The 23397-nt window shown below is 70.6% G+C and carries 14 protein-coding genes; 5 read left to right on the plus strand and 9 right to left on the minus strand.

Translation table 11 applies throughout. From position 1 onward, the window contains the following. Positions 1 to 87 precede the first annotated feature (87 nt). From manD to ABKA19_RS00060, 3 genes are all read right to left on the minus strand, one after another. Positions 88 to 1344 (minus strand): D-mannonate dehydratase ManD, encoded by a 1257-nt coding sequence (gene manD, locus ABKA19_RS00050; RefSeq protein WP_353687113.1) that lies wholly within the window; start codon positions 1342 to 1344, stop codon positions 88 to 90. Next, positions 1341 to 3299, minus strand: coding sequence for a sialate O-acetylesterase (locus ABKA19_RS00055; protein WP_353688005.1), 1959 nt, complete (start codon positions 3297 to 3299; stop codon positions 1341 to 1343). The genes manD and ABKA19_RS00055 overlap by 4 nt, the downstream gene beginning before the upstream one ends. Before the next feature lie 80 nt (positions 3300 to 3379). Continuing rightward, positions 3380 to 5590, minus strand: a complete 2211-nt coding sequence (locus tag ABKA19_RS00060; protein ID WP_353687114.1) for an alpha-glucuronidase family glycosyl hydrolase — start codon at positions 5588 to 5590, stop codon at positions 3380 to 3382. A 95-nt stretch (positions 5591 to 5685) separates the two neighbouring features. Here ABKA19_RS00060 and ABKA19_RS00065 point away from each other — a divergent pair, with 95 nt between their 5' ends. Further along, positions 5686 to 6747: a LacI family DNA-binding transcriptional regulator gene (locus ABKA19_RS00065; protein ID WP_353687115.1), complete on the plus strand. Its 1062-nt coding sequence runs from the start codon at positions 5686 to 5688 to the stop codon at positions 6745 to 6747. 225 nt (positions 6748 to 6972) lie between these two features. On the opposite strand, the gene xylA is transcribed toward ABKA19_RS00065, so the two are convergent. Both xylA and xylB read right to left on the minus strand, forming a co-directional pair. Further along, positions 6973 to 8307 (minus strand): xylose isomerase, encoded by a 1335-nt coding sequence (gene xylA / locus ABKA19_RS00070; protein WP_353687116.1) that lies wholly within the window; start codon positions 8305 to 8307, stop codon positions 6973 to 6975. Positions 8308 to 8350: 43 nt separating this feature from the next. After that, positions 8351 to 9853 carry a xylulokinase gene (gene xylB / locus ABKA19_RS00075; RefSeq protein WP_353687117.1) on the minus strand — a complete coding sequence of 501 codons (1503 nt, stop codon included), beginning with the start codon at positions 9851 to 9853 and terminating at the stop codon, positions 8351 to 8353. A 483-nt stretch (positions 9854 to 10336) separates the two neighbouring features. On the opposite strand from xylB, the gene acnD reads away from it, so the two are divergent. From acnD to prpF, 3 genes are read left to right on the plus strand one after another with little or no spacing between them, the layout of a single operon-like run. Then, positions 10337 to 12970, plus strand: a complete 2634-nt coding sequence (gene acnD, locus ABKA19_RS00080; RefSeq protein WP_353687118.1) for a Fe/S-dependent 2-methylisocitrate dehydratase AcnD — start codon at positions 10337 to 10339, stop codon at positions 12968 to 12970. 1 nt (position 12971) lies between these two features. After that, positions 12972 to 13547: a 2'-5' RNA ligase family protein gene (locus ABKA19_RS00085; RefSeq protein WP_353687119.1), complete on the plus strand. Its 576-nt coding sequence runs from the start codon at positions 12972 to 12974 to the stop codon at positions 13545 to 13547. Between the two features lie 24 nt (positions 13548 to 13571). Continuing rightward, positions 13572 to 14774, plus strand: a complete 1203-nt coding sequence (prpF, locus tag ABKA19_RS00090) for a 2-methylaconitate cis-trans isomerase PrpF (RefSeq protein ID WP_353687120.1) — start codon at positions 13572 to 13574, stop codon at positions 14772 to 14774. Between the two features lie 114 nt (positions 14775 to 14888). Here prpF and ABKA19_RS00095 read toward each other — a convergent pair whose 3' ends face one another. The 4 genes from ABKA19_RS00095 to ABKA19_RS00110 all read right to left on the minus strand — a co-directional run bounded on the left by ABKA19_RS00095 (position 14889) and on the right by ABKA19_RS00110 (position 21673). Further along, positions 14889 to 16040, minus strand: a complete 1152-nt coding sequence (locus ABKA19_RS00095) for a DUF1214 domain-containing protein (RefSeq protein WP_353687121.1) — start codon at positions 16038 to 16040, stop codon at positions 14889 to 14891. Between the two features lie 61 nt (positions 16041 to 16101). Beyond that, positions 16102 to 17529: a DUF1254 domain-containing protein gene (locus ABKA19_RS00100; RefSeq protein ID WP_353687122.1), complete on the minus strand. Its 1428-nt coding sequence runs from the start codon at positions 17527 to 17529 to the stop codon at positions 16102 to 16104. Positions 17530 to 17898: 369 nt separating this feature from the next. Then, a complete protein-coding gene (locus ABKA19_RS00105; protein WP_353687123.1) occupies positions 17899 to 18804 on the minus strand; it encodes an NAD(P)/FAD-dependent oxidoreductase in 906 nt (301 codons plus the stop codon). 166 nt (positions 18805 to 18970) lie between these two features. Next, a complete protein-coding gene (locus ABKA19_RS00110) occupies positions 18971 to 21673 on the minus strand; it encodes a bifunctional acetate--CoA ligase family protein/GNAT family N-acetyltransferase (protein ID WP_353687124.1) in 2703 nt (900 codons plus the stop codon). A gap of 278 nt (positions 21674 to 21951) precedes the next feature. Here ABKA19_RS00110 and ccoN point away from each other — a divergent pair, with 278 nt between their 5' ends. Next, positions 21952 to 23391, plus strand: a complete 1440-nt coding sequence (ccoN, locus tag ABKA19_RS00115) for a cytochrome-c oxidase, cbb3-type subunit I (protein WP_353687125.1) — start codon at positions 21952 to 21954, stop codon at positions 23389 to 23391. Positions 23392 to 23397 lie beyond the last annotated feature (6 nt).

Consider the following 23397-nt stretch of genomic DNA (forward strand, 5'->3'; position numbering starts at 1 on the left):
GCCCTTCCCGTTCTTCACCTGCATCATTCCGCGTCCTCTCCTCTTAGTGCCGCCGCGTTTCGTCGTTGCCTTTCCCGGGATCCCGCCTCACCAGTCCCACATCGAGCCGTCTTCCAGCCGCGCGATTGGCAGCTGCTTCGGCGCATACGGATATTTCGCCGCCAGCTTCTCGTCGATGTCGACGCCAATACCCGGGGTGTCGCCCACGTGCAGGCGGCCGGCGCGCAGCACGTAGTCGTGCGGGAACACCGCGTCGGTCTCGTCGGTGTGGAACATGTACTCCTGGATGCCGAAGTTCGGCACCCAGGTATCGAAGTGCAGCGCCGCGCCCATGGTCACCGGCGACAGGTCGGTGGCACCGTGGAAACCGGTGCGCACCTGGTGCAGCGCGGCGAAGTCGGCCAGCCGCCGCACGTGGGTGATGCCGCCGCCGTGGACGATCGTGGTGCGGATGTAGTCGATCAGCTGGTTCTCGATCAGGTGCTTGCAGTCCCAGATCGAGTTGAACACCTCGCCCACCGCCAGCGCGGTGACCGAGTGCTGGCGGATCAGTTCGAACGACTTCTGGTTCTCGGCCGGGGTCGAATCCTCCAGCCAGAACAGCCGGTACGGCTCCAGGTCGCGGGCCAGGCGCGCGGCCTCGATCGGGGTGAGGCGGTGGTGCACGTCATGCAGCAGCTCGACGTGGTTGCCGTGGTCCTTGCGCAGCTGCTCGAACAGCTGCGGCACCACCTCCAGGTAGCGTGGCGTGTTCCACACCGTCTCCAGCGGCAGCTCGCTCTCGGCCGGCTCGTAGCCCTTGGCGTTGGAGATGCCGTAGGCCTTCTTCACCCCCGGCACGCCGCACTGCGCGCGCACCGCCAGGAAGCCCTGCTCGATGAAGCGGCCGACCGCGTCGGAGGCCTCGGCGATGTCGCGGCCATTGGCGTGCCCGTAGACCAGCGCGCCTTCGCGCGAACGGCCGCCGAGCAGCTGGTAGACCGGCAGGTTGGCCATCTTGCCGAGGATGTCCCACAGCGCCACGTCGACCGCGGCGATCGCGCTCATCGTCACCGGGCCGCGCCGCCAGTAGGCGCCGCGGTGCAGGAACTGCCACATGTCCTCGATCCGGCCGGCATCGCGGCCGATCAGGTTCGGCACCACGTGGTCCTGCAGGTAGGAGGCCACGGCCAGCTCGCGGCCATTGAGCGTCGCGTCGCCCAGGCCATGCACGCCCGAGCGGGTGGTGATCTTCAGGGTGACGAAGTTGCGGCCCGGGCAGGTGACGATGACCTTGGCATCGATGATCTCGCGATCATTCTTTGAACCGTGCGTGGTGGTTTCGGTGGCGGCTGGCGTGCTCATCGGGCGTGGTCGTCGTGGGGCATGGGGGAAAGGGGAAGCTCGAACGGACCCGCCGGCAGGCCGGCGCCGTCGAACAGCGTGCAGACCGGGCTGTCGGCCCAGCAGTAGCGGATCCGGGTGGCCGCGTGCGCGCCGGGCGCGCGCAGGGTGACGCGGTGGCTCCGGATTTCCGCGTCGGCGTAGCGGCAGCTGTCCTTCTCCGCCCCGCACAACTCGAAGCCGATGGGGCCGTCGGCGCCGTAGGCGACCAGGCCATCGGTGGCGTCGCCGAACTCGACCACCACCGCATCGCCATTGCGGGTCGCGGCAAGCGGCACCGGCCCGGCGGCCGCGATCTTCTGGCCATACACCACGTGGCGCGCGGCGCGGGCCAGGCGGCGGCCGAGTTCCTGCTTGTTGCTGGGATGGATGTCGTAGCGGTCGCCCAGGTCGATCGCCACCACCAGGCCGGTGCGCGGATCCTCGGCCGCCACCGCGCGCTGCGCGGCGCGCATCGAGGCCCAGTCGCTCTCGCCCGGCCTGGTCGGCGGCGTACCGTAGTTGGGCAGCTGCACCACGAGCAGCGGCAGGTCGGCGCCGAACTGCGAGCGCCAGTCCTGGCGCAGCGCGCGCAGCAGCCCGGCGTAGCGGTCGTGCTCGAAGGTGTTGGATTCGCCCTGGTACCAGAGCGCGCCGCGCAGGCCGTATCCGCCGAGCGGGGCGATCATGCCGTTGTACAGCGTCGACAGGCCGGCGGCGGTCTGCCAGGGCGCGCGCGGTGGGTTGCCCGCCGCGGCGGGAACGATCCGGTAGCTCCACGTGCCGTCGAGCGGTGCCTTGCTGCCATCGGCGAAGTGCAGAGCATGCACCGACGCCGGCCCACCCAGGCCACCATCGCGGTAGGTGTCGAGCACGTTGACCACCACCGTGTTGGTGCCCGCGCGCAGCAGGCCCGGCGGCAGTGCGTACTCGCGGCCCGGGCCGGCGCCGTAGGTGCTGCCGACCGCGCGCCCGTTCACCCAGGTCATGTCGATCTCGTCGGCCGGGCCCAGCGCCAGCACGGCGTCCTGCGCGGCCTGCGCGGCGGTCAGCTCGATCGTGGTGCGGTACCAGACCATGCCGTTGAAATCGGCCAGCGCCGGCACGCCCCATCGCTCCCACGCCCCCAGCTGCGGAGGCGCCTGGCGCCACTCGCCGACCGGCTTGCCTGCGCTCCACGGTTCATCGCCGGCGGCCACGCCCGGAGCGCCAGCCCACCAGCGCTGCCACAGCGAGCCCCAGTCGCCGACCGCGGACACCGGATCGCCGGCGTAGCGCGCGAGCACGTCGAGCTCGCCGTCGTACCATCCGGTCGCACGCAGCGCCGGCGCACTGGTCCAGGCCTGGATCCGCGACCCGCCCCAGGCGGCGCTGACCAGGCCCATCGGCACGTCGACGCTCTTCTGCAGTTCCCGCGCGAAGTAGTAGCAGGCCGCGGAGAAGTCGCGGACCGATTCCGGGTCCACCGGCCGCCACTGCACCGGGCTGGAGAACGTGGCCTGCGGCTCGACGCTGCCGCTCTGCGGCACGGTCAGCAGGCGGATGCGGTCGTTGCCGGCACCGGCGATCTCAGCGCGCGCGTCCAGCGTGCGCCACACCTGCAGCTCCATGTTCGACTGCCCCGAGCACAGCCACACGTCGCCGACCATCACGTCGGCCACCGACTGCCTCGCTGCGGCGGTGCGCGCGGCCAGCGTGTACGGGCCGCCGGCCTTCATCGCCGGCAGCTGCGCCTGCCAGCGGCCGTCGCTGCCTGCGCGGGCGCCGGCGCGCTTGCCGGCCAGTTCGACCGTAACCGCCTCGCCCGGCGCAGCCACGCCCCAGACCCGGATCGGCTGGTCGCGCTGCAGCACCGCATGGTCCTGGAACAGCGCGTGCAGCAACGGCGCCTGCTGCTGCGCCAAGGCCGGCGTGGCCGCGGCCGCGGCCGCGGCCATCCCGACCGGCAATGCAGCCGCCGCCAGGCATGCGAGGACGAGCGCCGGCCAGCGGCGCGTGGCGAGCGCAATGGCACCGCTCATTTGCCGTCTCCGGGCGCGAACGGGAACTGCAGCGCCTGGTAGTACGCCAGGGAGTGCGGCGGCGCGGGTTCGCCCGCCGGCAGCGGCCGCTTCGAGAAGGTCTGGAAGTAGGCGATGGACGCATCGCGCCACCACTGCGCCTCCTTCTCCTGGATCGCCAGGAACGCAGCAACCTGGGCATGCCGCTCCGGGTCGACCTTCCCGGCCAACCCGTCCCAGGTCCGGCGCATGCCGGCGACGTAGTCCACGCCGCGGCCGTAGCGCAGGACCAGCTCGTCCCACAGCGTGTTGCCCGAAGCCATGCGGTGGTCCCAGGGCACGTGGTGGAACCAGAGCAGGAATTCCTCCGGCACCGTCGCCAGGTCGCCGAACCGCGCCGCCACCGGCGGCGCGTACTGCGCCACCGCATTGCTGCCGCTGGCGCTGCGGTCAAAACCAATACCCTTCGCATCGGCGCGGTGGTAGTAGACCGAGGTCCAGTCCGCGCGCGGACCGCCTTCGACCCACGGCGCCGGCCCGTAATGGTGGCCGCGGCCCATCAGGTGGTGCAGGCCCAGCGGGGTCATGTAGTCGACCACCGCCTCGCGCGAGCCCATCATCATCGCCACCACCGGATCGACGAAGCCCGGGTCGGTGGAGAAGGTCATCTTCACCCACTCGCGCGCGATCGCCTCCGGGTCCAGGTACGGGTCCCAGGCCAGGCGGCCGAACGCGAACCAGTTGGCCTGGTCGAAGTGCGAGCCGCTCCAGTTGCGGTCGCTGCCGATGTTGGCCACGCCGGCCATGCCGGTGAGTTGGTGTCCTTCGAGCGAACCGTCGACGACCCTGGCCACGGTCGAGCCCGGCCCGCGCGCATGGGTGTCGGCACGCAGCGTCTCCGCGTACATCGGCGCCAGGTAGGCCAGGTGGGTGGCGAAGCCCAGGTACTCCTTGGTGATCTGGAACTCCATCATCAGCGGCGTCTTGGGCATCGCGCCGAACAGCGGATGGAACGGCTCGCGCGGCTGGAAGTCGATCGCGCCATTCTTGACCTGCACCAGCACGTTCTGCGCGAACCGGCCGTCGTACGGCACGAACTCGGTGTAGGCCTGCTTGGCGCGGTCGTCGGGTTCTTCGTGCGAGTAGACGAAGGCGCGCCACATCACGATGCCGCCATGCGGCGCCAGCGCCTCGGCCAGCATGTTGGCGCCGTCGGCGTGCGAGCGGCCGTAGTCCTGCGGCCCGGGCTGGCCTTCGGAGTTGGCCTTGACCAGGAAGCCGCCGAATCCCGGAATGATGCGGTACACCTCGTCGGCTTTGGCCTTCCACCACGCCCGCACCGCCGGGTCGAGCGGATCGGCGGTCTTGAGCCCGCCGATCTCGATCGGCGCGCTGAAGCGCGCGCTCAGGTAGACCTTGATTCCATAGGGACGGAACACCCCAGCCAGCGCCGCCGCCTTCTGCAGGTACATCGGCGTGAGCGACTGCGCGCTGGTGTTGACGTTGTTGAGCACCGTGCCGTTGATGCCGATCGAGGCGTTGGCGCGCGCGTAGTCGGTATAGCGCGGGGCGGTCCAGTCCGGCAGCTTGTGCCAGTCCCAGATCGACTCGCCGGCGTAGCCGCGCTCGACGTAGCGGTCCAGGTTGTCCCAGTGGTTGAGTACCCGCACGCGGGTCTTCGGTGCCTGGCGGATGTCGAGCGCGTCCAGCGGCTGCGCGGTCTGGACCAGGCGCAGCAGGTGGAAGGCGCCGTACAGCGCGCCGAGCTCGGTGTTGGCCGCGACCGCGGTCGCCGGACGGCCGTCGATGCGCACGCTGCGCAGCAGGTAGCCCTCCTCGCCCAGCGCCGACAGGTCCAGCCCCAGTGCCGCCAGCTGCGGCGAAGTCGACGGCGTGCCCACCACGATCGCGCCTGCGCGCCCGGCGCCGGCCGCCAGCACCGGCGCCCGGCCCAGCAGGCCGTGCAGGCCACGCTGCAGTTCGTCGCGGATCGCGCGGCCGGTCGGGGTGCCGGCATCGACAACCAGTTCGGTCGCATGGGCGCGATAGGCGGCCTGGCGGCCGGCGTCGAGCGGAACGTAGCGCAGCCAGAGCGCGTAGCCGTCCTCGGCCATCGCCGGCAAGCCTGTCACCAGCCCGGCCAGCCAGCACAGGCAGAGCAGCCCGGCGCGGTGCCAGCGGCTGCCGGCCCGGGCCGCATCGCGCGCCCCATGGGATAGCGATACCATCAAAACCTCCGGTGCAGGGGGGATGCGGGCCGCGCCGGCCCGGTGGCGAAGGCCATGCGCCCCCCGGCCATCGCGCACTTTCGAAGGGACCCACGTTGGAAAAGCCAAGGAAATCCGTGCGACGCAAGGGTCGCGGCGTGACCATCGACGAGGTCGCCACCCTCGCCGGCGTGTCGCCGATGACCGTGTCGCGGGTCATGAACAACCAGGGCAAGGTCCGCGACACCACCCGCGAGCGGGTGTTGCAGGCGGTGCGCGAGCTGGACTACACGCCCAACCTGGCCGCCAGCTCGCTGGCCGCCGCGCAGCACACCCGCATCGCCCTGGTCTACAACAATCCCAGCGGCGCGTACCTGCGCGAGATGCTGGTCGGCCTGCTGCGGGTGGCCTCGCGCACCTCGATCCAGCTGGTGATCGACTACTGGGAACACACCGACGCCGACGCCGAGCGCAAGGCCGCGCGGGCGATGGCCGGCAAGGTCGACGGCGTGATCCTGCCGCCGCCGGTGTGCGAATCGCACGCGGCGGTCAGCGAATTCGTGCGCGCCGGGATCCCGGTGGTGGCGATCGCCGCCGGCCGCTCCAGCGACGAGATCTCCTGCGTGCGCATCGACGACCTGCGCGCCGGCAAGGAACTGGCCGACTACCTGATCGCCCAGGGCCATACCCGGATCGGCTTCATCAAGGGCCGCCCGGACCTCAGCGCCAGCGCCCGGCGCTACGAAGGTTTCCAGACCGCCATGTTCGAGGCCGGCCTGCCCATCGACGCCTCGCTGGTCCAGCAGGGCGACTACACCTACCGTTCCGGCCTGAAGACCGGCGAGAAGATCCTCGCGCACAAGCGCCCGCCGACCGCGATCATCGCCTCCAACGACGACATGGCCGCGGCGGTGGTCTCGGTCGCGCACCGGCGCGGGCTGGACGTCCCGCGCGACCTGTCGGTGGTCGGCTTCGACGACAGCTCCTCGGCCACCACGGTGTGGCCGGAACTGACCACCATCCACCAGCCGATCGCCTCGATGGCCAATGCCGCGATTGACGTCCTGCTGCGCACCATCCGCCGCAAGGACAGCAGCACCCGCGTCCTGGTCGACCAGGTCGTGCCGCACCGGCTGGTGGTGCGCGGCTCGGTCGGCGCCCCGGGCAAGTCCGGCTGAGGGCCCGGGCCGGGCAAGGCCGGCGCCGGCCGGATCGCGCGCGATACGGGCACTGCTGCCCATCGGTCCCCTCCTCTGGCTGCAGGTGAAGCACGTGCCAATGAAGCACGTGCAGCTGAAGCACGTGCAGGTGAAACACGCCGCCCCCGCGCCTTGCGCGTCCGTCTTGCCCGGGCCTCCCTCAGGCGCGGGCACGGACGCCGGCGGCAGGGACGGCGTACCGCCTCAACGCAGCAGGTACTGGTTGAGCAGGTTCTCGTAGCGCTCCTGCTTGCCGCTGGTCTGCTTCGGCTCGCCGTTCTTCGCGCCCAGCGCGGCCAGGTCCGCCAGCGACAGCTTGCCCAGCTCGAAGTCCTTGCCGGCGCCGCTGTCGAAGCTGGCGTAGCGCTCCTTGCGCCAGGCCTCCCACGGCGAGTCGTTGAGCAGCGCGTGCGCCACTTCCAGGCCCTTGGCGAACGCGTCCATGCCGCCGATGTGGGCGATGAACAGGTCCTCCATGTCGGTCGACTCGCGCCGCGGCTTGGCGTCGAAGTTCAGGCCGCCGACCAGGCCGCCCTGGCGCAGCACCACCAGCATGGCGCCGACGGTGTCGTACAGGTCGGTCGGGAACTGGTCGGTGTCCCAGCCGTTCTGCGCGTTGCCGCGGTTGGCGTCGATGCTGCCCAGCAGGCCGTGGTCGGAGGCCACCTGCAGGTCGTGCTCGAAGGTGTGGCCGGACAGGGTCGCGTGGTTGGCTTCGATGTTCAGCGAGAAGTCCTTCTCCAGCCCGTGCTCCTTGAGGAAGCCGGCCACGGTGGCGCTGTCGAAGTCGTACTGGTGCTTCATCGGCTCCATCGGCTTGGGCTCGATGAAGAACTGGCCCTTGAAGCCGATGCTGCGGCCGTAGTCGCGGGCCATGGTCAGGAAGCGGGCGAAGTGCTCCAGCTCGCGCTTCATGAGGGTGTTGTGCAGCGAGGCGTAGCCCTCGCGGCCGCCCCAGAACACGTAGTGCTCGCCGCCCAGCTCGACCACCGCGTCCAGCACCGACTTGACCTGCACCGCGGCGCGGGCGACGACGGCGAAGTCCGGGTTGGTCGAGGCGCCGTTCATGTAGCGCGGGTGCGAGAACAGGTTGGCCGTGCCCCACAGCAGCTTGACCCCGGTCGCCTGCTGGCGCTCCTTGGCCAGGCCGACCAGGTGCTTGAGGTTCTTCTCGTACTGGCCCACGTCCTCGGCGTCTGGCGCCAGGTCGACGTCGTGGAAGCAGTAGTACGGCACGCCGATCTTGGTGAAGAACTCGAACGCCGCGTCGACCTTGGCCTCGGCCGTGGCCATCGCGGTGTCGCGCTCCCACGGGAAGTGGCGCGTGCCCGGGCCGAACGGATCGGCGCCGGCGTTGCAGAAGGTGTGCCAGTAGCAGACCGCGAAGCGCAGGTGCTCGCGCATGGTCTTGCCACCGATCTTCCTGTCGGCGTCGTAGACCTTGAAGGCCAGCGGGTTGTCGGACTTCGGACCCTCGTAGGGGATCGCGCCGATGCCGGGGAAGTATTCCTTGGCGCCGATGAAGGGCTTGCTGCTCATGACTGTGCTCGCGTAGGGAGTGGGGGTGTCGCGGGTTGCGCGATCAGGCGTACAGCGGCCGGATCGCATCCAGGTGGGAAAGGAAACGCTGGTACTGGGCGGCGTAGGCGGCGGTCGCCTCGGCGTGCGGGTGCGCCGACAGGCGCGGATCCAGGCGCACGTGCGCGGCGGCCAGCGCGGCCAGGTCGGCGCCGGTGTCGCCGGCGCGCTCGCTGGCCCACAGCGCCTGCAGCGCCGCGCCGAACGCGGCGCCTTCGGCCTGCTCGGGCACGTCCACCGGCAGGCCGAACACGTCGGCGACCATCTGCCGCCAGACCGCGCTGTGGCTGCCGCCGCCGGTCAGGCGGATCGCCTCGAAGCGCATGCCGGCGTCGACGAAGGCGTCGTAGCCGTTCTTCAGGCTGTAGACCGCGCCTTCCATCGCCGCGCGGTACAGGTTGGCGGGGGTCAGGTTGGTGGCGGTCATGCCGAACAGGCTGCCGCGGCCATCGGGCAGGTTGGGCGTGCGCTCGCCGTTGAAGAACGGCAGCATCAGCAGGCCGCCGGCGCCCGGGCGGGTGCCGGCGAGCAGGTCGTCGCCCTGCCTGGTGGAGAAGTCGCACAGCTTCGCGACCGCTTCGGTGGCCACCGTGCAGTTCATGGTGCAGATCAGCGGCAGCCAGCCGCCGGTGGAATCGCAGAACGCGGCCCAGCGGCCTTCGTCGTCGACCATCGCCTGCCCGGCGTAGGCGAACAGGGTGCCGGAGGTCCCCAGGCTCATGCTCAGCACCCCGGGAGAAACATTGCCGGTGCCGATCGCCGCCATCATGTTGTCGCCGCCGCCGGCCGACACGCGCACGTCGCGCGGCAGGCCCAGTTCGTCGGCGATCGGCGCCGCGATCGGGAACATCGCATCGGCCTCGACCAGCGGCGGCAGGCAGGGACGCAGGTCGCGGTCGGGGTCGGTGGCCGCGATCATCGCGTCCGACCACTGGCGCGTGCGCACGTCCAGCCAGCCGGTGCCGGAGGCGTCGCCGCGCTCCATCCAGCGCTCGCCGGTCAGCCAGAAGTTCACGTAGTCGTGCGGCAGCAGGATCGTGGCCAGCTGGGCGTAGGCCTGCGAGCGGTGCTCGCGGGTCCACGGCAGCTTGGAGGCGGTGTAGCCGACCATGATCGGGTTGCCGGCGGTGGCGATCGCGCCCTGCGCGCCGCCGACCGCGTCCATGATCAGGTCGCACTCGGCCGCGGTGCTGGTGTCGCACCACAGCTTGGCCGGGGCCAGCACGTTGCCGGCGCGGTCCAGCGGCACGAAGCCGTGCTGCTGGCCGGACACGCCGATGGCGCTCGTGCGCTGCCGCAGCGCGGGGTCGAGCCGCGAGAAGCAGGCGCGGATCGCGTCGATCCACCATTCGGCGCGCTGTTCGCGCGTGCCGTCGTCGCCGGACGCCAGCTCCAGCGCCTCGCCGAGGGTGGCCGCGACCTGCCGTGCCTGCGGATCGTAGGCGACCAGCTTCACGCTCTGGGTGCCGACGTCGAGGCCGATGACGATCGGGGAGTTCCGGTCCATTCCGCTCATTCCAGTCCGCTCAATCCCGCCTTGTGTTAGCGCTACCATCATGTCCAGGGAAAAACGGGCGCCTCGGCCCGTTGCTGGCCATGGCCGCGTCGCGATGCGGCGGCCATGGGCAGATGCGGACTGTACCAGCCCCCCGCAAAATGGCTTGCTGCAGTGCGCAACCGGGGACCTGGGCGCCTTCCCGGCCCCATAAAGGCGGGGCGAACGCCTCCCCGTTTCCGCCGCCCGCGGCGGGCGCATGGCCGGCGTTGCGCGGCGGCCCGGGGAAGCGCGGTGGGGGGCTTCCGGCGCGGGGCGGACCGGGAAGCGTTGATCGCCTGCATCAATGCAAACCCTCCGTTTCGGCTCGCGTCGGCCGCGACGCAGCGTTCCGGCATGGGTCGCCGCCGGGGGGCGGCCTAGAATCGGTGCAGACCCACCGGCCGCCACCGCGAGCGGACCGGCTGCCCGCCCACGAGCCAGCGCCCGCCCGCCATGAACACCCGACACCGCAAACCCCTCCCCGGCCCACCCGCGTCCGGCACGCCCCTGGACTGGTTCGATGCCCGCGAAGCGGTCGAGGCGCTCCGCCCCGGCGCCTGGGCCACGTTTTCCTATACCGCGCGCGTGCACGCCGAGAACCTGGTGCGCTGCGCCGATCCGGCCAGGCTGGACGCCTACCTGCTGCAGCTCGTCGAGCGCAGACGCGACCTGGATTTCCCCTGGTTCCCGGTGCGCGTGGTCTGCCACGACATCCTCGGCCAGACCGCGCTGGTCGACCTGGCCGGCCTGCGCGACGCCATTGCCGAACAGGGCGGCGACCCGGCCCAGGTCAATCCGGTGGTGCCGGTGCAGCTGATCGTCGACCACTCGCTGGCGGTGGAATGCGGCGGCTACGATCCCGATGCGTTCGCCAAGAACCGCGCCATCGAGGACCGCCGCAACGCCGACCGCTTCGACTTCATCGAATGGACCCGGCACGCGTTCCGCAACGTGGAAGTGATCCCGCCGGGCAACGGGATCATGCACCAGATCAACCTGGAGAAAATGTCGCCGGTGGTCTACACGCGCGACGGCGTGGCCTTCCCCGACACCTGCGTCGGCACCGACAGCCACACCCCGCACGTGGACGCGCTGGGCGTGGTCGCGATTGGTGTCGGCGGGCTGGAGGCGGAGAACGTGATGCTCGGCCGCGCCTCGTGGATGCGCCTGCCCGACATCACCGGGGTGAAGCTGGCCGGGCGGCCGCAGCCGGGCATCACCGCCACCGACGTGGTGCTGGCGCTGACCGAGTTCCTGCGCCGGGAGAAGGTCGTCGGCCATTACCTGGAGTTCTTCGGCGAGGGCGCCGCGGCGCTGACGATCGGCGACCGCGCCACCATCTCCAACATGTGCCCCGAGTACGGCGCCACCGCCGCGCTGTTCTACATCGACCAGCAGACCCTGGACTACCTGCGCCTGACCGGCCGCGAGGAGAAGCAGGTGCAACTGGTCGAAACCTACGCCAGGGCCGCCGGCCTGTGGGCCGACGACCTGGCCGCGGCGCAGTACGAACGCGTGCTGGAGTTCGACCTGTCCTCGGTGGTGCGCACCATGGCCGGCCCGTCGAACCCGCACAGGCGGCTGCCGACCTCGGCGCTGGCCGAGCGCGGCATCGCCGACGAGGCCAAGCTCGCGGCGGCCCGCGACGAGGAAGCGCGCGGCCTGATGCCCGATGGCGCGGTGATCATCGCCGCCATCACCAGCTGCACCAACACCAGCAACCCGCGCAACGTGATCGCCGCGGCGCTGCTGGCGCGAAACGCCAACGCGCGCGGCCTGCAGCGCAAGCCCTGGGTGAAGACCTCGCTGGCCCCGGGGTCGAAGGCGGTGCAGCTGTACCTGGAGGAATCGGGCCTGCTGCCGGACCTGGAGCAGCTGGGCTTCGGCATCGTCGCCTTCGCCTGCACCACCTGCAACGGCATGAGCGGCGCGCTGGACCCGGCGATCCAGCAGGAGATCATCGACCGCGACCTGTACGCGACCGCGGTGCTGTCGGGCAACCGCAACTTCGACGGACGCATCCACCCCTACGCCAAGCAGGCGTTCCTGGCCTCGCCGCCGCTGGTGATCGCCTACGCCATCGCCGGCACCGTGCGCTTCGACATCGAGAAGGACGTTCTCGGGATCGATGCGCAAGGCAACGAGGTGCGGCTGAAGGACATCTGGCCGTCCGACGCGGAGATCGACGCGATCGTGAAGGCCAGCGTCAGGCCCGAGCAGTTCCGCAAGGTCTACGGCCCGATGTTCGACGTGCGCGTCGAACACACCGGCAAGGTCGAGCCGCTGTACGACTGGCGCCCGCAGAGCACCTACATCCGCCGCCCGCCCTACTGGGAAGGCGCGCTGGCCGGCGAGCGCACGCTGCGCGGCATGCGCCCGCTGGCGGTGCTGGGCGACAACATCACCACCGACCACCTCTCGCCGTCCAACGCGATCCTGGCCTCCAGCGCCGCCGGCGAGTACCTGGCGAAGATGGGCCTGCCGGAGGAGGACTTCAATTCCTACGCCACCCACCGCGGCGACCACCTCACCGCGCAGCGCGCGACCTTCGCCAATCCCAAGCTGCTCAACGAGATGGTGCGCGACGAGGCGGGCAACGTGCGCCAGGGCTCGCTGGCCCGGCTGGAACCCGAGGGCACGGTCATGCGCATGTGGGAGGTGATCGAGGCCTACATGGAGCGGCGGCAGCCGCTGGTGATCATCGCCGGCGCCGACTATGGTCAGGGCTCCAGCCGCGACTGGGCCGCCAAGGGCGTGCGCCTGGCCGGGGTGGAGGCGATCGTCGCCGAGGGCTTCGAGCGGATCCACCGTACCAACCTGATCGGCATGGGCGTGCTGCCGCTGGAGTTCAAGCCGGGCCAGGACCGCCACACCTTCGGCATCGACGGCAGCGAAACCTTCGACGTGCTCGGCGAGCGCCGCCCGCGCGCCGACCTGGTCCTGGTGGTCCACCGCCGCAACGGCGAGCGCCTGGAGGTGCCGGTCACCTGCCGCCTGGACACCGCCGAGGAAGTGTCGATCTACGAAGCCGGCGGCGTGCTGCAGCGCTTCGCCCAGGACTTCCTCGAAGCGGCGAAGGCGGCCTGAGATGGCACAACCCGGCGAACTGTTCGTGATGGTGCGCGTGCCCGACACGGTGCGCGAGGCGCTGCTGCAGGTGCTGGCCGAAAGCGGCCTCGACCAGGCCCTGGGCCGCGCCCTGTACCCGCCGCGCAACTGGCACCAGTCGCTGTCGGACCTGCATCCGCCCGAGGCGCGCGAACACCTGCGCCTGGCCTGCAGCCGGCTCGAGGCGCGCGCGTTCTGCCTGCAGCTCGACCAGCTGCGCAGTTCCGGCAACACGCCCGGGCGCATCCACTGGAAGTTCGTGCCCGAGGGCCACAAGCCGCTCGGCATGAAGCTGCTGATGGCCGACGTGCGTTCCAAGCTCGAAGACCACGGCCTGGCGCAGGCGTTCGGCCACCGCGCCCATGTCACGGTCAGCTACCTCGCCGATCGCCAGCTCGAGCCGCGCGCGATCGCGCCGGTGCCCTGGCAGATCGACGCCGTCGAACTGGTGGAGGTGGCCGGACGCGGCGCCGACTACCGCTACGAGGTGGTCGACACCTTCCCGCTGCGCCCGCCCGCGCAACCGGCTCCCGTGCAGCCCGACCTGCTCGCTTGAACCCCGCCTTCCGGAACAGATGACATGGCTTCCACGCCGACGCGCCACGCCCCGCAAACGCGCATCCCCGCCACCTACATGCGCGGCGGCACCTCCAAGGGCGTGTTCTTCCGCCTGGAGGACCTGCCGGTGGCGGCGCGGCAACCAGGCGCCGCACGCGATGCCCTGCTGCTGCGCGTGATCGGCTCGCCCGATCCGTATGGCAAGCAGATCGACGGCATGGGCGGGGCGACCTCCTCGACCAGCAAGTCGGTGATCGTGTCGCGGAGCACGCGCGCCGGCCATGACGTGGATTACCTGTTCGGCCAGGTCTCGATCGACAGCGCCTTCGTCGACTGGTCCGGCAACTGCGGCAACCTGTCGGCCGCGGTCGGCCCGTTCGCGATTTCCGCCGGGCTGGTCGATGCGTCGAAGCTGCCGCGCGATGGCATGGCCATCGTGCGCATCTGGCAGGCCAACATCGGCAAGACCATCGTCGCCCACGTGCCGATGGCCGGCGGGCAGGTGGTCGAGGACGGCGACTTCGAGCTGGATGGCGTCACCTTCCCCGCCGCCGAGATCCAGCTCGAGTTCCTCGACCCGGCCGACGAGGGCGAGGACGGCGGGGCAATGTTCCCGACCGGCCACCTCGTCGACACCCTGGACGTGCCCGGCGTCGGCACGCTGCAGGCGACGCTGATCAACGCCGGCATCCCGACCATCTTCGTCAACGCCGCCGACATCGGCTACACCGGCAGCGAGCTGCAGGAGGCGATCAACTCCGACGCCGCCGCGCTGGCGCGATTCGAGGCGATCCGCGCGCATGGCGCGGTGCGGATGGGCCTGATCGCCGACGTCGCCGACGCGGCCAGGCGCCAGCACACGCCCAAGGTGGCCTTCGTCGCGCCAGCCGCCGGTTACGTGTCTTCCAGTGGCAAGCAGGTGGACGCCGGCGACATCGAACTGCGCGTGCGCGCGATGTCGATGGGCAAGCTGCACCACGCGATGATGGGCACCGCGGCGGTGGCGATCGGCACGGCGGCGGCCATCCCCGGCACCCTGGTCAACCTGGCCGCCGGTGGCGGGCCGCGCGACTCGGTGCGCTTCGGCCACCCGTCCGGCACCTTGCGCGTCGGCGCCGAAGCGCGGCAGGTCGACGGCCAGTGGACCGTCACCAAGGCGCTGATGAGCCGCAGCGCGCGCGTGCTGATGGAAGGCCACGTGCGCGTACCCGCCGGCAGCTTCTGAGGCATCGCGGACAGCCGGCGTCGACCGTCCGCGTATCGCGCCGCGGTCCAGGGCGACCGGGAGCGTCCTTGCGCGCCGGTCCGCACCCGACCCATGCCCTTCGAGCCGCGCCCGCTACTGCAGCGGCGTCGCCTCGGGGAACGACCAGCTGCCGTCGAGGATTTCCTGGCGCGGCCGGTACAGGCGGACCATGTAGTTCCAGCCGGCGGTGACCGGCAGGCAGTTGGGCGTGTCCTGGGTGCAGGCGCCGAACTGGATGGTGATCGAACCGTCCTCGCCCTTGTCGGCGGTGACGCTGTTGAGCGAATAGGCGTTGAGGTCGTTGCGCTGGTAGTAGCCATCGGCGTTGTAGACCGAGACCGACCAGAACGCGTCCACCGGCACCTCGCCCACCACCAGCCGGTAGGGCGTGAGGCCATCGTTCTTTTCCGGGTAGACGTTGAGGTAGATGGCGTCCTTGTCCGGGTTCAGGCCCCAGCCGGAGGCCGCCGCGGCGATCCGCCGCACCGGGTCGACCGAAGCCTTGTCCGCGCCCGCCGCGTAGCGCAGGTCGGGAATCGTGCCGGAAAGCGCCAGCAAGGCTTCGCGCACCTTCTTGTGGCTCACCGGATCCCAGTCGGGGATCTCGAACGTCCCGGGCCCGCCGGGCTGCTCGAAGGTGATCGCGTCCTGCAGCGCCTGGGCCTGCTTCATGTCTTCCGGGTCGTCCGGGTCGGCCAGGGTGCGGATGCCCACCATCGCGTAACGGGTACCGACGTTCTCGCGGGTCAGGGTGTGGGCACCCGGCTCGTAGAAAACGGCCGGATTGTAGTGGTCCTGGTTGATCACCAGCATCGACATGAAGCGCGAACCCGCGTCGGGCAGGGTGATGGTGACGGGGCCGGCGTCCAGGTCGAAGACCGCCGCCGAATAGATGGTGTCGCGGTTGAGGCGGATGATGGGCTGGTTGTCGATCGGCGCCGGTTCGCGGGTGTGCTTGAACTTGCCGAACGCGCCTTCCTTCAACTGCGCGGCCATGTACACGTCGGACTCGGCGCGGATGAAGTTGTCCGGGGTGACCCGGATCCTGCCCTCGGCGGTCCGCGTCCAGCGCGAGGGGTCGGCCAGGTCCGGAACGGTGGAGGCAGGCGCGCCTTGTTCCGCGACGGGGCCGCTCGCCGGCACGGCGGCGGCGGGCGCGTCGGCCCCGCCACGCTCGCCACAGGCGGCAAGGCTCGCAAGAATGGTGGCGGACAGGACGGTGGCGGTGATTCGACGGGTCTTCATGGTCACCTCGTGGGCTCGGGGTTCGGAAGTCCGGGTGTTGCGGGTGCGACCTCGATGGCGGTCATTCGGTGGCGCGCACCGCCGGCGGCACCTTCCAGGACCCGTCCAGGGCCTCGGGCCTGGGCCAGTACTGGCGCATCACCATGAAGAACGGGCCCTCGGGCGCCGGCAGCCAGTTGGCCTGCCTGTCCTTGCCAGGCGACTCGTGCTGGATGTACAGGGTGATCCCGCCATCGGCATCGCGCACCAGGTCTTTCTCCATGGGGGAGTTGATCAGGTAGCGGTCGATCGGGTTCTCGGTCAGCAGGCTGGCGGGAAGCTCGTACATCGTCAGCGACCAGAAGGAGTTGACCGGCGGCAGCCTGCCGGGCTCGAAGCGCACGGTGTAGCGATTGCCCTTCCCGTCCAGGGGGTTGCCGTCCGAATCGACGAAGTAGGCCGGGTAGTTCGCCTCCTCCTTCGAGTTTCCGTAGATGCCGAGCACGGCCGAGGCCATCCGGACCATGTAGTCGTTGCCGAGGAACTCGCGCGTGCCGAAGCCATCGGCGCTGCTCTTCTTGCCCGTATCGATCATTTCGGCCTTGTACTGCGCGAACGCCGCCAGCGCGTCGGCCATGCCCGCCTCCACCGCCTGGCGCTGCCCGGGAGACAGTGCGGCCACGTCGAACGTCCTGCCGGCGCCGATCCCGGCCCTGGCGAAGCGCTCCATCAGCGCGGTCTCGCTGGGATGCGTGGGGGCGAACTGCAACAGGAAATTGAGGATGGAGAAGAACTCGGGCGAGGACTTCTGCGCCTCGGCGGACAAGGGCTTCATGAACTCGATGGGGGGCGCGGCGGGCGGTGCGGCGGTGCCGGTGAACTGCGACAGCGGCTGGACGCGGTACTGGGCCTGGATCGCCTTGACGTTCTCCAGGTCATCGGCGCCGAACAGCTGGGTGCGGAACAGCACGAAGGCCAGTTCCGTCTCGGACCGGATCACCGATGTGATCCCGTCCGGTGCCTCGCCCTGCCAGGCCGGTCCGGCCAGCAGGAAGCTGCCGGCTTCGTTGCCGGTGGCGCGACTGCCCACGTAGGCGAAATTGTGGGTGTACATGTCGATGAACTGCAGCGAGTAGTAGCGCCCCTCGTCCATCGCCGGCACGCTGATCACCAGCGGTTCGGTGCGCAGGTCCGCGCCCAGGAACGAGTACGGCGTGTCGGAGTTCGGCGTCTGGATCGCCTTGTCCTGCGGCGTGAACACGCGCGCCACGTTGTGCAGCCGGTTCCAGGGCCCCTTGTACTCGGGATTGGCCGTATCGACGAAGTACGAGTACTGGATCCGGTAGCTGTCCACCATCGGGAAGCCGTAGACGTAGGCGTCCTTGATGATTCCCCGCAGCTCTTCCGGCGTGGGCGCGCCGGCGGCCGGTGCCGGATCCGCAGCCGGATCGGAAGCGGCGCCGGCCGGGTGTTGGTTGCGGTTGCAAGCCGTCGTGGCGAGCAGGAGCATCGCCAGTCCCACGGTCCAGCCGAAGACGCGTCCCGGCTTGCCGCTTGTGCCGACCCGGCCTCCAGGCCGGAGGTCGGGACGCCCGTACGATGCCGTCGTGTCGCCCATGCTCGATTCTCCCGGTGCTGTTTCGTATTCCTTCGAAAGGCGTCACCGGCAATGCCTGTCGCAGGGCATGCGTGCCGGTCGGGGTGACGATTGAACGCCTGGCACCCCGACGGACATCTGCAACTCGATCCGGGGATGGCCAGGTAGAACCATGTGCGCGTTCCGCCGCGACGGCCTTGGCCCGAAGGAGGTGCCGCCGCGGTCCAACGGCGCGAGAGTACTCCCCTATCGGGCCGCGCGCACGCCCCCCCGGAGCGCGGCCTATCTCCGCGGCGCGAACGGCAGCCTGGCGTGGACGTCCAGCGCCGCCACCGCGGCCTGACCCACCGCCACCGAGATCTGGTTCAACCCGCTGACCACGTCGCCGACCGCGTACAGGCCGGGCACGCCGGTGGTCTGGTGGCTGCGGTCCACCGGGATCTCGCCGGTATCGGTCAGCACGACACCGGCCTGCGCCGCCAGGCCGGCGCTGCTGTCGCAGCCGAGGAACGGATACACGGTGTCGAACCAGAAGCAGTCGTCGCCCTCGACCACGTAGCCGCAGCGGCGGCCGTCGAACAGCAGCCGCCCGCCGGCCGGCAGCACCCGCGCCGCCATGCCCTCCAGCGCGGCCGGATCGCCGTGCGCATCGGTCGGCAGCAGCGAAAGCCGCGCGCTATAGCCGCGCAGGAACCGGGTGTGGGCGACGATGGCATCCCACGGACCGAACAGGCCGATGTCGCGATCCGTGACCTCGTAGGCGTCGCAGACCGGGCACAGCCGCAGCGCGCCGCACGCCACCGCTTCCTCGACGTGGGCCATCGCCGGCAGGCGGTCGCTCAGGCCGCTGGCCAGGATCACGGCGTGGCCATGCCAGCGCCGACCGCTTTCGTCCTGCACCTCGAATCCGCCGGTCGTGCGTCGCAGCGAGGTCACCGTGGCCTGCTCGAAGGCCGCGCCGTGGACCGCCGCCTGCTCGCGCATGCGCGCCAGCAGGGCGGTGCCGGCGATGCCCTGGGGAAAGCCCGGGCAGTTGTTGGTCTCCGGGATCCAGCGCGCGCGGCTGTCGCCGGCATCCAGCACCAGGCATCGCCGGTGCAGGCGTCCCAGGTAGGTGGCCGCTGTCAGTCCGGCGGGCCCCCCGCCGATCACGAGTACATCCACCGGTGCGTTCCGCGCCGCGTCCATCACATCGTTCCCGCCATGGCGTCCGGACACCATAGGCATGCGCCGTGAATACCGCGCGATGTGGTCGCGGGGCGAAGCTTGCTGCGTTCCGCCGTCCGGGACCCGCCACGGCGAGCCATGCCCGCCACGCCAACGCCGGGGCAGCCGGCGGGAAAGGTGGCGACCGTCAGGGCGGCGCGGCGACGTCCAGCGTCACGTCCATCAGCGTGGCGTCGTCCGCGTCGGGGCGGATCCGGAAGCCCAGCTGCTGGCACATCGCCAGCATGGTCACGTTCTCGCGCAGGACCTGGCCCTCGATGAGCTTCAGGCCGATCGTGCCCGCGTACTCGATCATGATCCGCATCAGCTGCCAGCCGATGCCGAAGCCCTTCAGGTCCGAGCGCACCAGGATCCCGTACTCGCCGCGTTCGTAGTTGGCGTCGGCGAGCAGGCGCACCGCGCCGAGCATCTCGCCGCTGCCCGGGTCGATCGCCACCAGCGCGATCGAGCGCGCGTAGTCGAGCTGGGTCAGCCGCGCGATGAACTCGTGGCTGAAGTGGCGCACCGCCGAGAAGAAGCGCAGGCGCAGGTCCTCGTCGCTGACCCGCTCGAAGAAGGCGCGGAACATGTCCTCGTCCTCCGGCCGCACCGGCCGCACGAACATGCGCCGGCCGTGTGCCAGCTCGACCTCGCGTTCCCACTCCTTCGGGTACGGGCGGATGACGAAACGCGAGTGCCACGGGCCCTTCTGCGCCGGGCCCGGATGCGGCGCGACGGAAACGCGCGCATCCACCGCGATCACGCCGTCCCGGTCCGCGAGAAGAGGATTGATGTCCAGTTCCCGCACCTGCGGGATGTCCGCCGCCATCTGCGCCAGCTTGACCAGCACCAGCGCGACCGCGCGCTCGTCCGCCGCGGGCACGTCGCGATAGGCCTTGAGGATGCGCGACACGCGCGTGCGCGAGATCAACTCGTGGGCCAGGCGCAGGTCCAGCGGCGGCAGGGCCAGGGCCTTGTCGTCGATCACCTCCACCGCGGTGCCGCCGCGGCCGAACACGACCACCGGGCCGAAGGTCGGGTCGTCGGCCAGTCCGGCGATCAGCTCGCGCGCCTTGGCGCGCACGATCATCGGATGCACGGTGATGCCCTGGATCTTCGCGTCCGGCCGCAGTTCGCGCACCCGGGCCAGGATCGCCCCGGCCGCCTCGCGCACCGCCGCCTCGCTGGCCAGGTTCAGGCGCACGCCATCGACGTCGGACTTGTGCAGGATGTCCGGCGACAGGATCTTCAGCGCCACCTGCATGCCACCGGCCAGCAGCGGCGCGGCCGCGGCCACCGCGGCGTCGGCATCGTCGGCCAGGGTGACGGGCGTGATCGGGATGCCGTAGGCGGCCATCAGCGTGTTGACCTCCAGCGGGTCCAGCCACTGCCGCCCCTGCGCCAGTGCGCCGGCGACCACCGCCTGCCCGGTGGCGCTGTCGACCACGAAATCCTCGGGCAGGCTTGGCGGCGTCTCCATCAGCGCCTGCTGCGCTTCGCGATGGCGGACCAGGTAGGTGTAGCCGCGCACCGCGCCGGCCTCGGTGTTGTAGGTCGGCACGCCGGCCGCTTCGAGCGACCTGAGGGCCTCGGCTTCGCGGCCCAGCCAGACCCCCAGCACCGGCTTGCCTGCGCCGGGACGCGGGCGCTGCGCCAGCACCCGCGTCACCGCGTCGGCGGCATCCGTGGAGGAGGCCAGCGCGGTCGGCACGTTCATCACCAGCACCGCATCGTTCTCGCGGTCCGACAGCAGCGCTTCCAGCGCCTGCGCATAGCGCGACGCATCGGCGTCGCCGACGATGTCCACCGGATTGGCGCGCGACCAGGTCGGCGGCAGCATGCCGTCGAGGCGGCGAACCGTGGCCTCGTCCAGCGCGGCCAGGGTACCGCCGAGGTCGACCAGCCGGTCCACCGCCAGCACGCCGATGCCGCCGCCATTGGTCAGGATCGCCAGCCGCCCGCCGGGCGCGCTGCGCAGGTGGCCGAGGGTCTTGGCGGCGGCGAACAGCTCGTCCAGGGCCAGCACCCGCAGCAGGCCGGCGCGGCGGAACGCGGCGTCGTAGACCGCGTCCGAGCCGGCCAGGGCGCCTGTATGGGTGGCGGCCGCCCGCGCACCCTGGGCGTGGCGGCCGGACTTGACCACCACCACCGGCTTGGCGCGCGCGGCCGCGCGCGCGGCGGACATGAACTTGCGCGCGTCGCGGATCGATTCGATGTAGAGCAGGATCGCGCGGGTCTTCGTGTCCTGGGCGAACCAGTCCAGCAGGTCGCCGAAATCCACGTCCAGCGCGTCGCCCAGCGACACCACGGCCGAGAAGCCGATCGAGCGCGCCACGCCCCATTCCACCAGCCCCGAGGCGATCGCGCCCGATTGCGACACCAGCGCCAGGTCGCCCTTGAGCGGGCTGCGCGCGGCGAAGCTGGCGTTGAGCCCGACATGCGGGGCCATCACCCCCAGGCAGTTGGGCCCGACCACGCGCAGGCCGTGCGGGCGCGCCGCCTCGCGCAGGCGCTCGAGCAGGGAACCCGGCCCCTGCCCGAGGCCGGCGGTGACCACCACCGCGGCACGGGCGCCGGCGGCCACCGCCTCGGCGACCACGCCGGGCACCGTGTCCGGCGGCGTGGTCACGACCACCAGCTCCGGCTGGAACGGCAGGTCCGCCAGGCGCGCCACCGCGGGCAGACCGTCGATCTGCCGGTACTTCGGGTTGACCAGGCCCACCGGACCGGCGAAGCCGGCCTCGCGCAGGTTGCGCACCACCGCCCGGCCGACCGAGCGCTCGCGCGGGCTGGCGCCGACCACGGCGACCGACTTGGGGCGGAAGACCGCGTCCAGGGCGTAGGTACTCATGCCGCCGATGCTCCTTGCCTGCGCCGGTCCACCATACCGCGGCCGGCGCCGTCGCCCCACCCCGGGACAATCTGACCGGGGCACGGCGGCCGGGTTCGGCCTATGCTTGGCGCAAGGACTTACCCAGCGCCGGCCGGCCAGGCAGTTCCGACCCGTGCCGGCACGCGCCTTGCGCCAATGGGTAACCCGACGTCATCCGGCAGGCATTGATCCCGATCAATACCCGGATCACCCCGAGGGGGGATGATCGCCCCCGTACAGACTGAGGGACGGAACGCATGCAAAGCGTGCAGGGGACTTACAACGACAAGGTGGTGCGCCAGTTCGCGGTGATGACCGTGGTCTGGGGCATCGTCGGCATGGCCGTGGGCGTGCTCATCGCCGCGCAGCTCTACTGGCCGGCGCTGAACTTCGACCTGCCATGGCTCAGCTACGGGCGCCTGCGCCCGCTGCACACCAATGCGGTGATCTTCGCCTTCGGCGGCAGCGCCCTGTTCGCCACCAGCCTGCACGTGGTCCAGCGCACCTGCCACGTGCGGCTGATCTCGGACGGGCTGGCGGCCTTCGTGTTCTGGGGCTGGCAGCTGGTGATCCTGCTGGCGGCCATCACCCTGCCGCTGGGCCTGACCCAGGGCAAGGAGTACGCCGAGTTGGAATGGCCGATCGACCTGCTGATCACGGTCGTCTGGGTGGCCTACGGTGCGCTGTTCTTCGGCACGATCGTCAAGCGCCGGGTCAAGCACATCTACGTGGCCAACTGGTTCTATGGCGCCTACATCATCGCCATCGCCCTGCTGCACATCGTCAACAACATCGCCATCCCGGTGGGGCTGGGCAAGTCGTACCCGGTCTATAGCGGCGCGGTCGATGCGATGGTGCAGTGGTGGTACGGGCACAACGCGGTCGGGTTCCTGCTGACCGCCGGCTTCCTCGGCATGATGTACTACTTCGTGCCCAAGCAGGCCGGCCGTCCGATCTACTCCTACCGCCTGTCGATCGTGCACTTCTGGGCCCTGATCGCGGTGTACATGTGGGCCGGCCCGCACCACCTGCTCTACACCGCGCTGCCGGACTGGGCGCAGTCGCTGGGCATGGTGTTCTCGCTGATCCTGCTGGCCCCGTCCTGGGGCGGCGCGATCAACGGCGTGATGACCCTGTCGGGCGTCTGGTACAAGCTGCGCACCGACCCGATCCTGAAGTTCCTGATCGTAGCCATCTCGTTCTACATGATCGCCACCTTCGAGGGGCCGATGATGTCGATCAAGACGGTCAACTCACTGTCGCACTACACCGACTGGACCGTGGGCCACGTCCACGCCGGCGCGCTGGGCTGGGTGGCGATGATCTCGATCGGTTCGATCTACTCGCTGCTGCCCAGGTTGCTGGGGCGCGAGCAGATGTACTCGGTCAAGGCGGTCGACCTGCACTTCTGGATGCACACGCTGGGCGTGGTGTTCTACATCGCCTCGATGTGGATCGCCGGCGTCATGCAGGGCCTGATGTGGCGCGCCACCAACGACGACGGCACGCTGACCTACAGCTTCGTCGAGGCGCTCGCCGCCACCTATCCGTACTACCTGATCCGGCTGTTCGGCGGCCTGCTGGTCCTGGCCGGCATGTTCGTGATGGCCTGGAACCTGGTGCGCACCTACCGCGCCGCCCCCGCGATCGCCCCGCAGCCGCTGCTGCCGGTCGATGCTTCCCAAGTGCGCGCCTGAGGCCCC

The organism is Pseudoxanthomonas sp. Soil82 (genome assembly GCF_040446535.1).
In the GTDB taxonomy this organism is placed as follows: Bacteria; Pseudomonadota; Gammaproteobacteria; order Xanthomonadales; family Xanthomonadaceae; genus Pseudoxanthomonas; species Pseudoxanthomonas kaohsiungensis.

Bases quoted from the DNA above. Each gene is read 5' to 3' on its own strand.
- ABKA19_RS00110 (WP_353687124.1), bottom strand. From the start codon at position 21,673: ATGAGTACCTACGCCCTGGACGCGGTCTTCCGCCCCAAGTCGGTCGCC.
- ABKA19_RS00055 (WP_353688005.1), bottom strand. From the start codon at position 3,299: ATGGCCGCGGCCGCGGCCGCGGCCACGCCGGCCTTGGCGCAGCAGCAG.
- manD (WP_353687113.1), bottom strand. From the start codon at position 1,344: ATGAGCACGCCAGCCGCCACCGAAACCACCACGCACGGTTCAAAGAAT.
- ABKA19_RS00060 (WP_353687114.1), bottom strand. From the start codon at position 5,590: ATGGTATCGCTATCCCATGGGGCGCGCGATGCGGCCCGGGCCGGCAGC.
- ABKA19_RS00095 (WP_353687121.1), bottom strand. From the start codon at position 16,040: ATGAAGACCCGTCGAATCACCGCCACCGTCCTGTCCGCCACCATTCTT.
- ccoN (WP_353687125.1), top strand. From the start codon at position 21,952: ATGCAAAGCGTGCAGGGGACTTACAACGACAAGGTGGTGCGCCAGTTC.
- prpF (WP_353687120.1), top strand. From the start codon at position 13,572: ATGGCTTCCACGCCGACGCGCCACGCCCCGCAAACGCGCATCCCCGCC.
- ABKA19_RS00085 (WP_353687119.1), top strand. From the start codon at position 12,972: ATGGCACAACCCGGCGAACTGTTCGTGATGGTGCGCGTGCCCGACACG.
- ABKA19_RS00100 (WP_353687122.1), bottom strand. From the start codon at position 17,529: ATGCTCCTGCTCGCCACGACGGCTTGCAACCGCAACCAACACCCGGCC.
- acnD (WP_353687118.1), top strand. From the start codon at position 10,337: ATGAACACCCGACACCGCAAACCCCTCCCCGGCCCACCCGCGTCCGGC.
- xylB (WP_353687117.1), bottom strand. From the start codon at position 9,853: ATGGACCGGAACTCCCCGATCGTCATCGGCCTCGACGTCGGCACCCAG.
- ABKA19_RS00105 (WP_353687123.1), bottom strand. From the start codon at position 18,804: ATGGACGCGGCGCGGAACGCACCGGTGGATGTACTCGTGATCGGCGGG.
- xylA (WP_353687116.1), bottom strand. From the start codon at position 8,307: ATGAGCAGCAAGCCCTTCATCGGCGCCAAGGAATACTTCCCCGGCATC.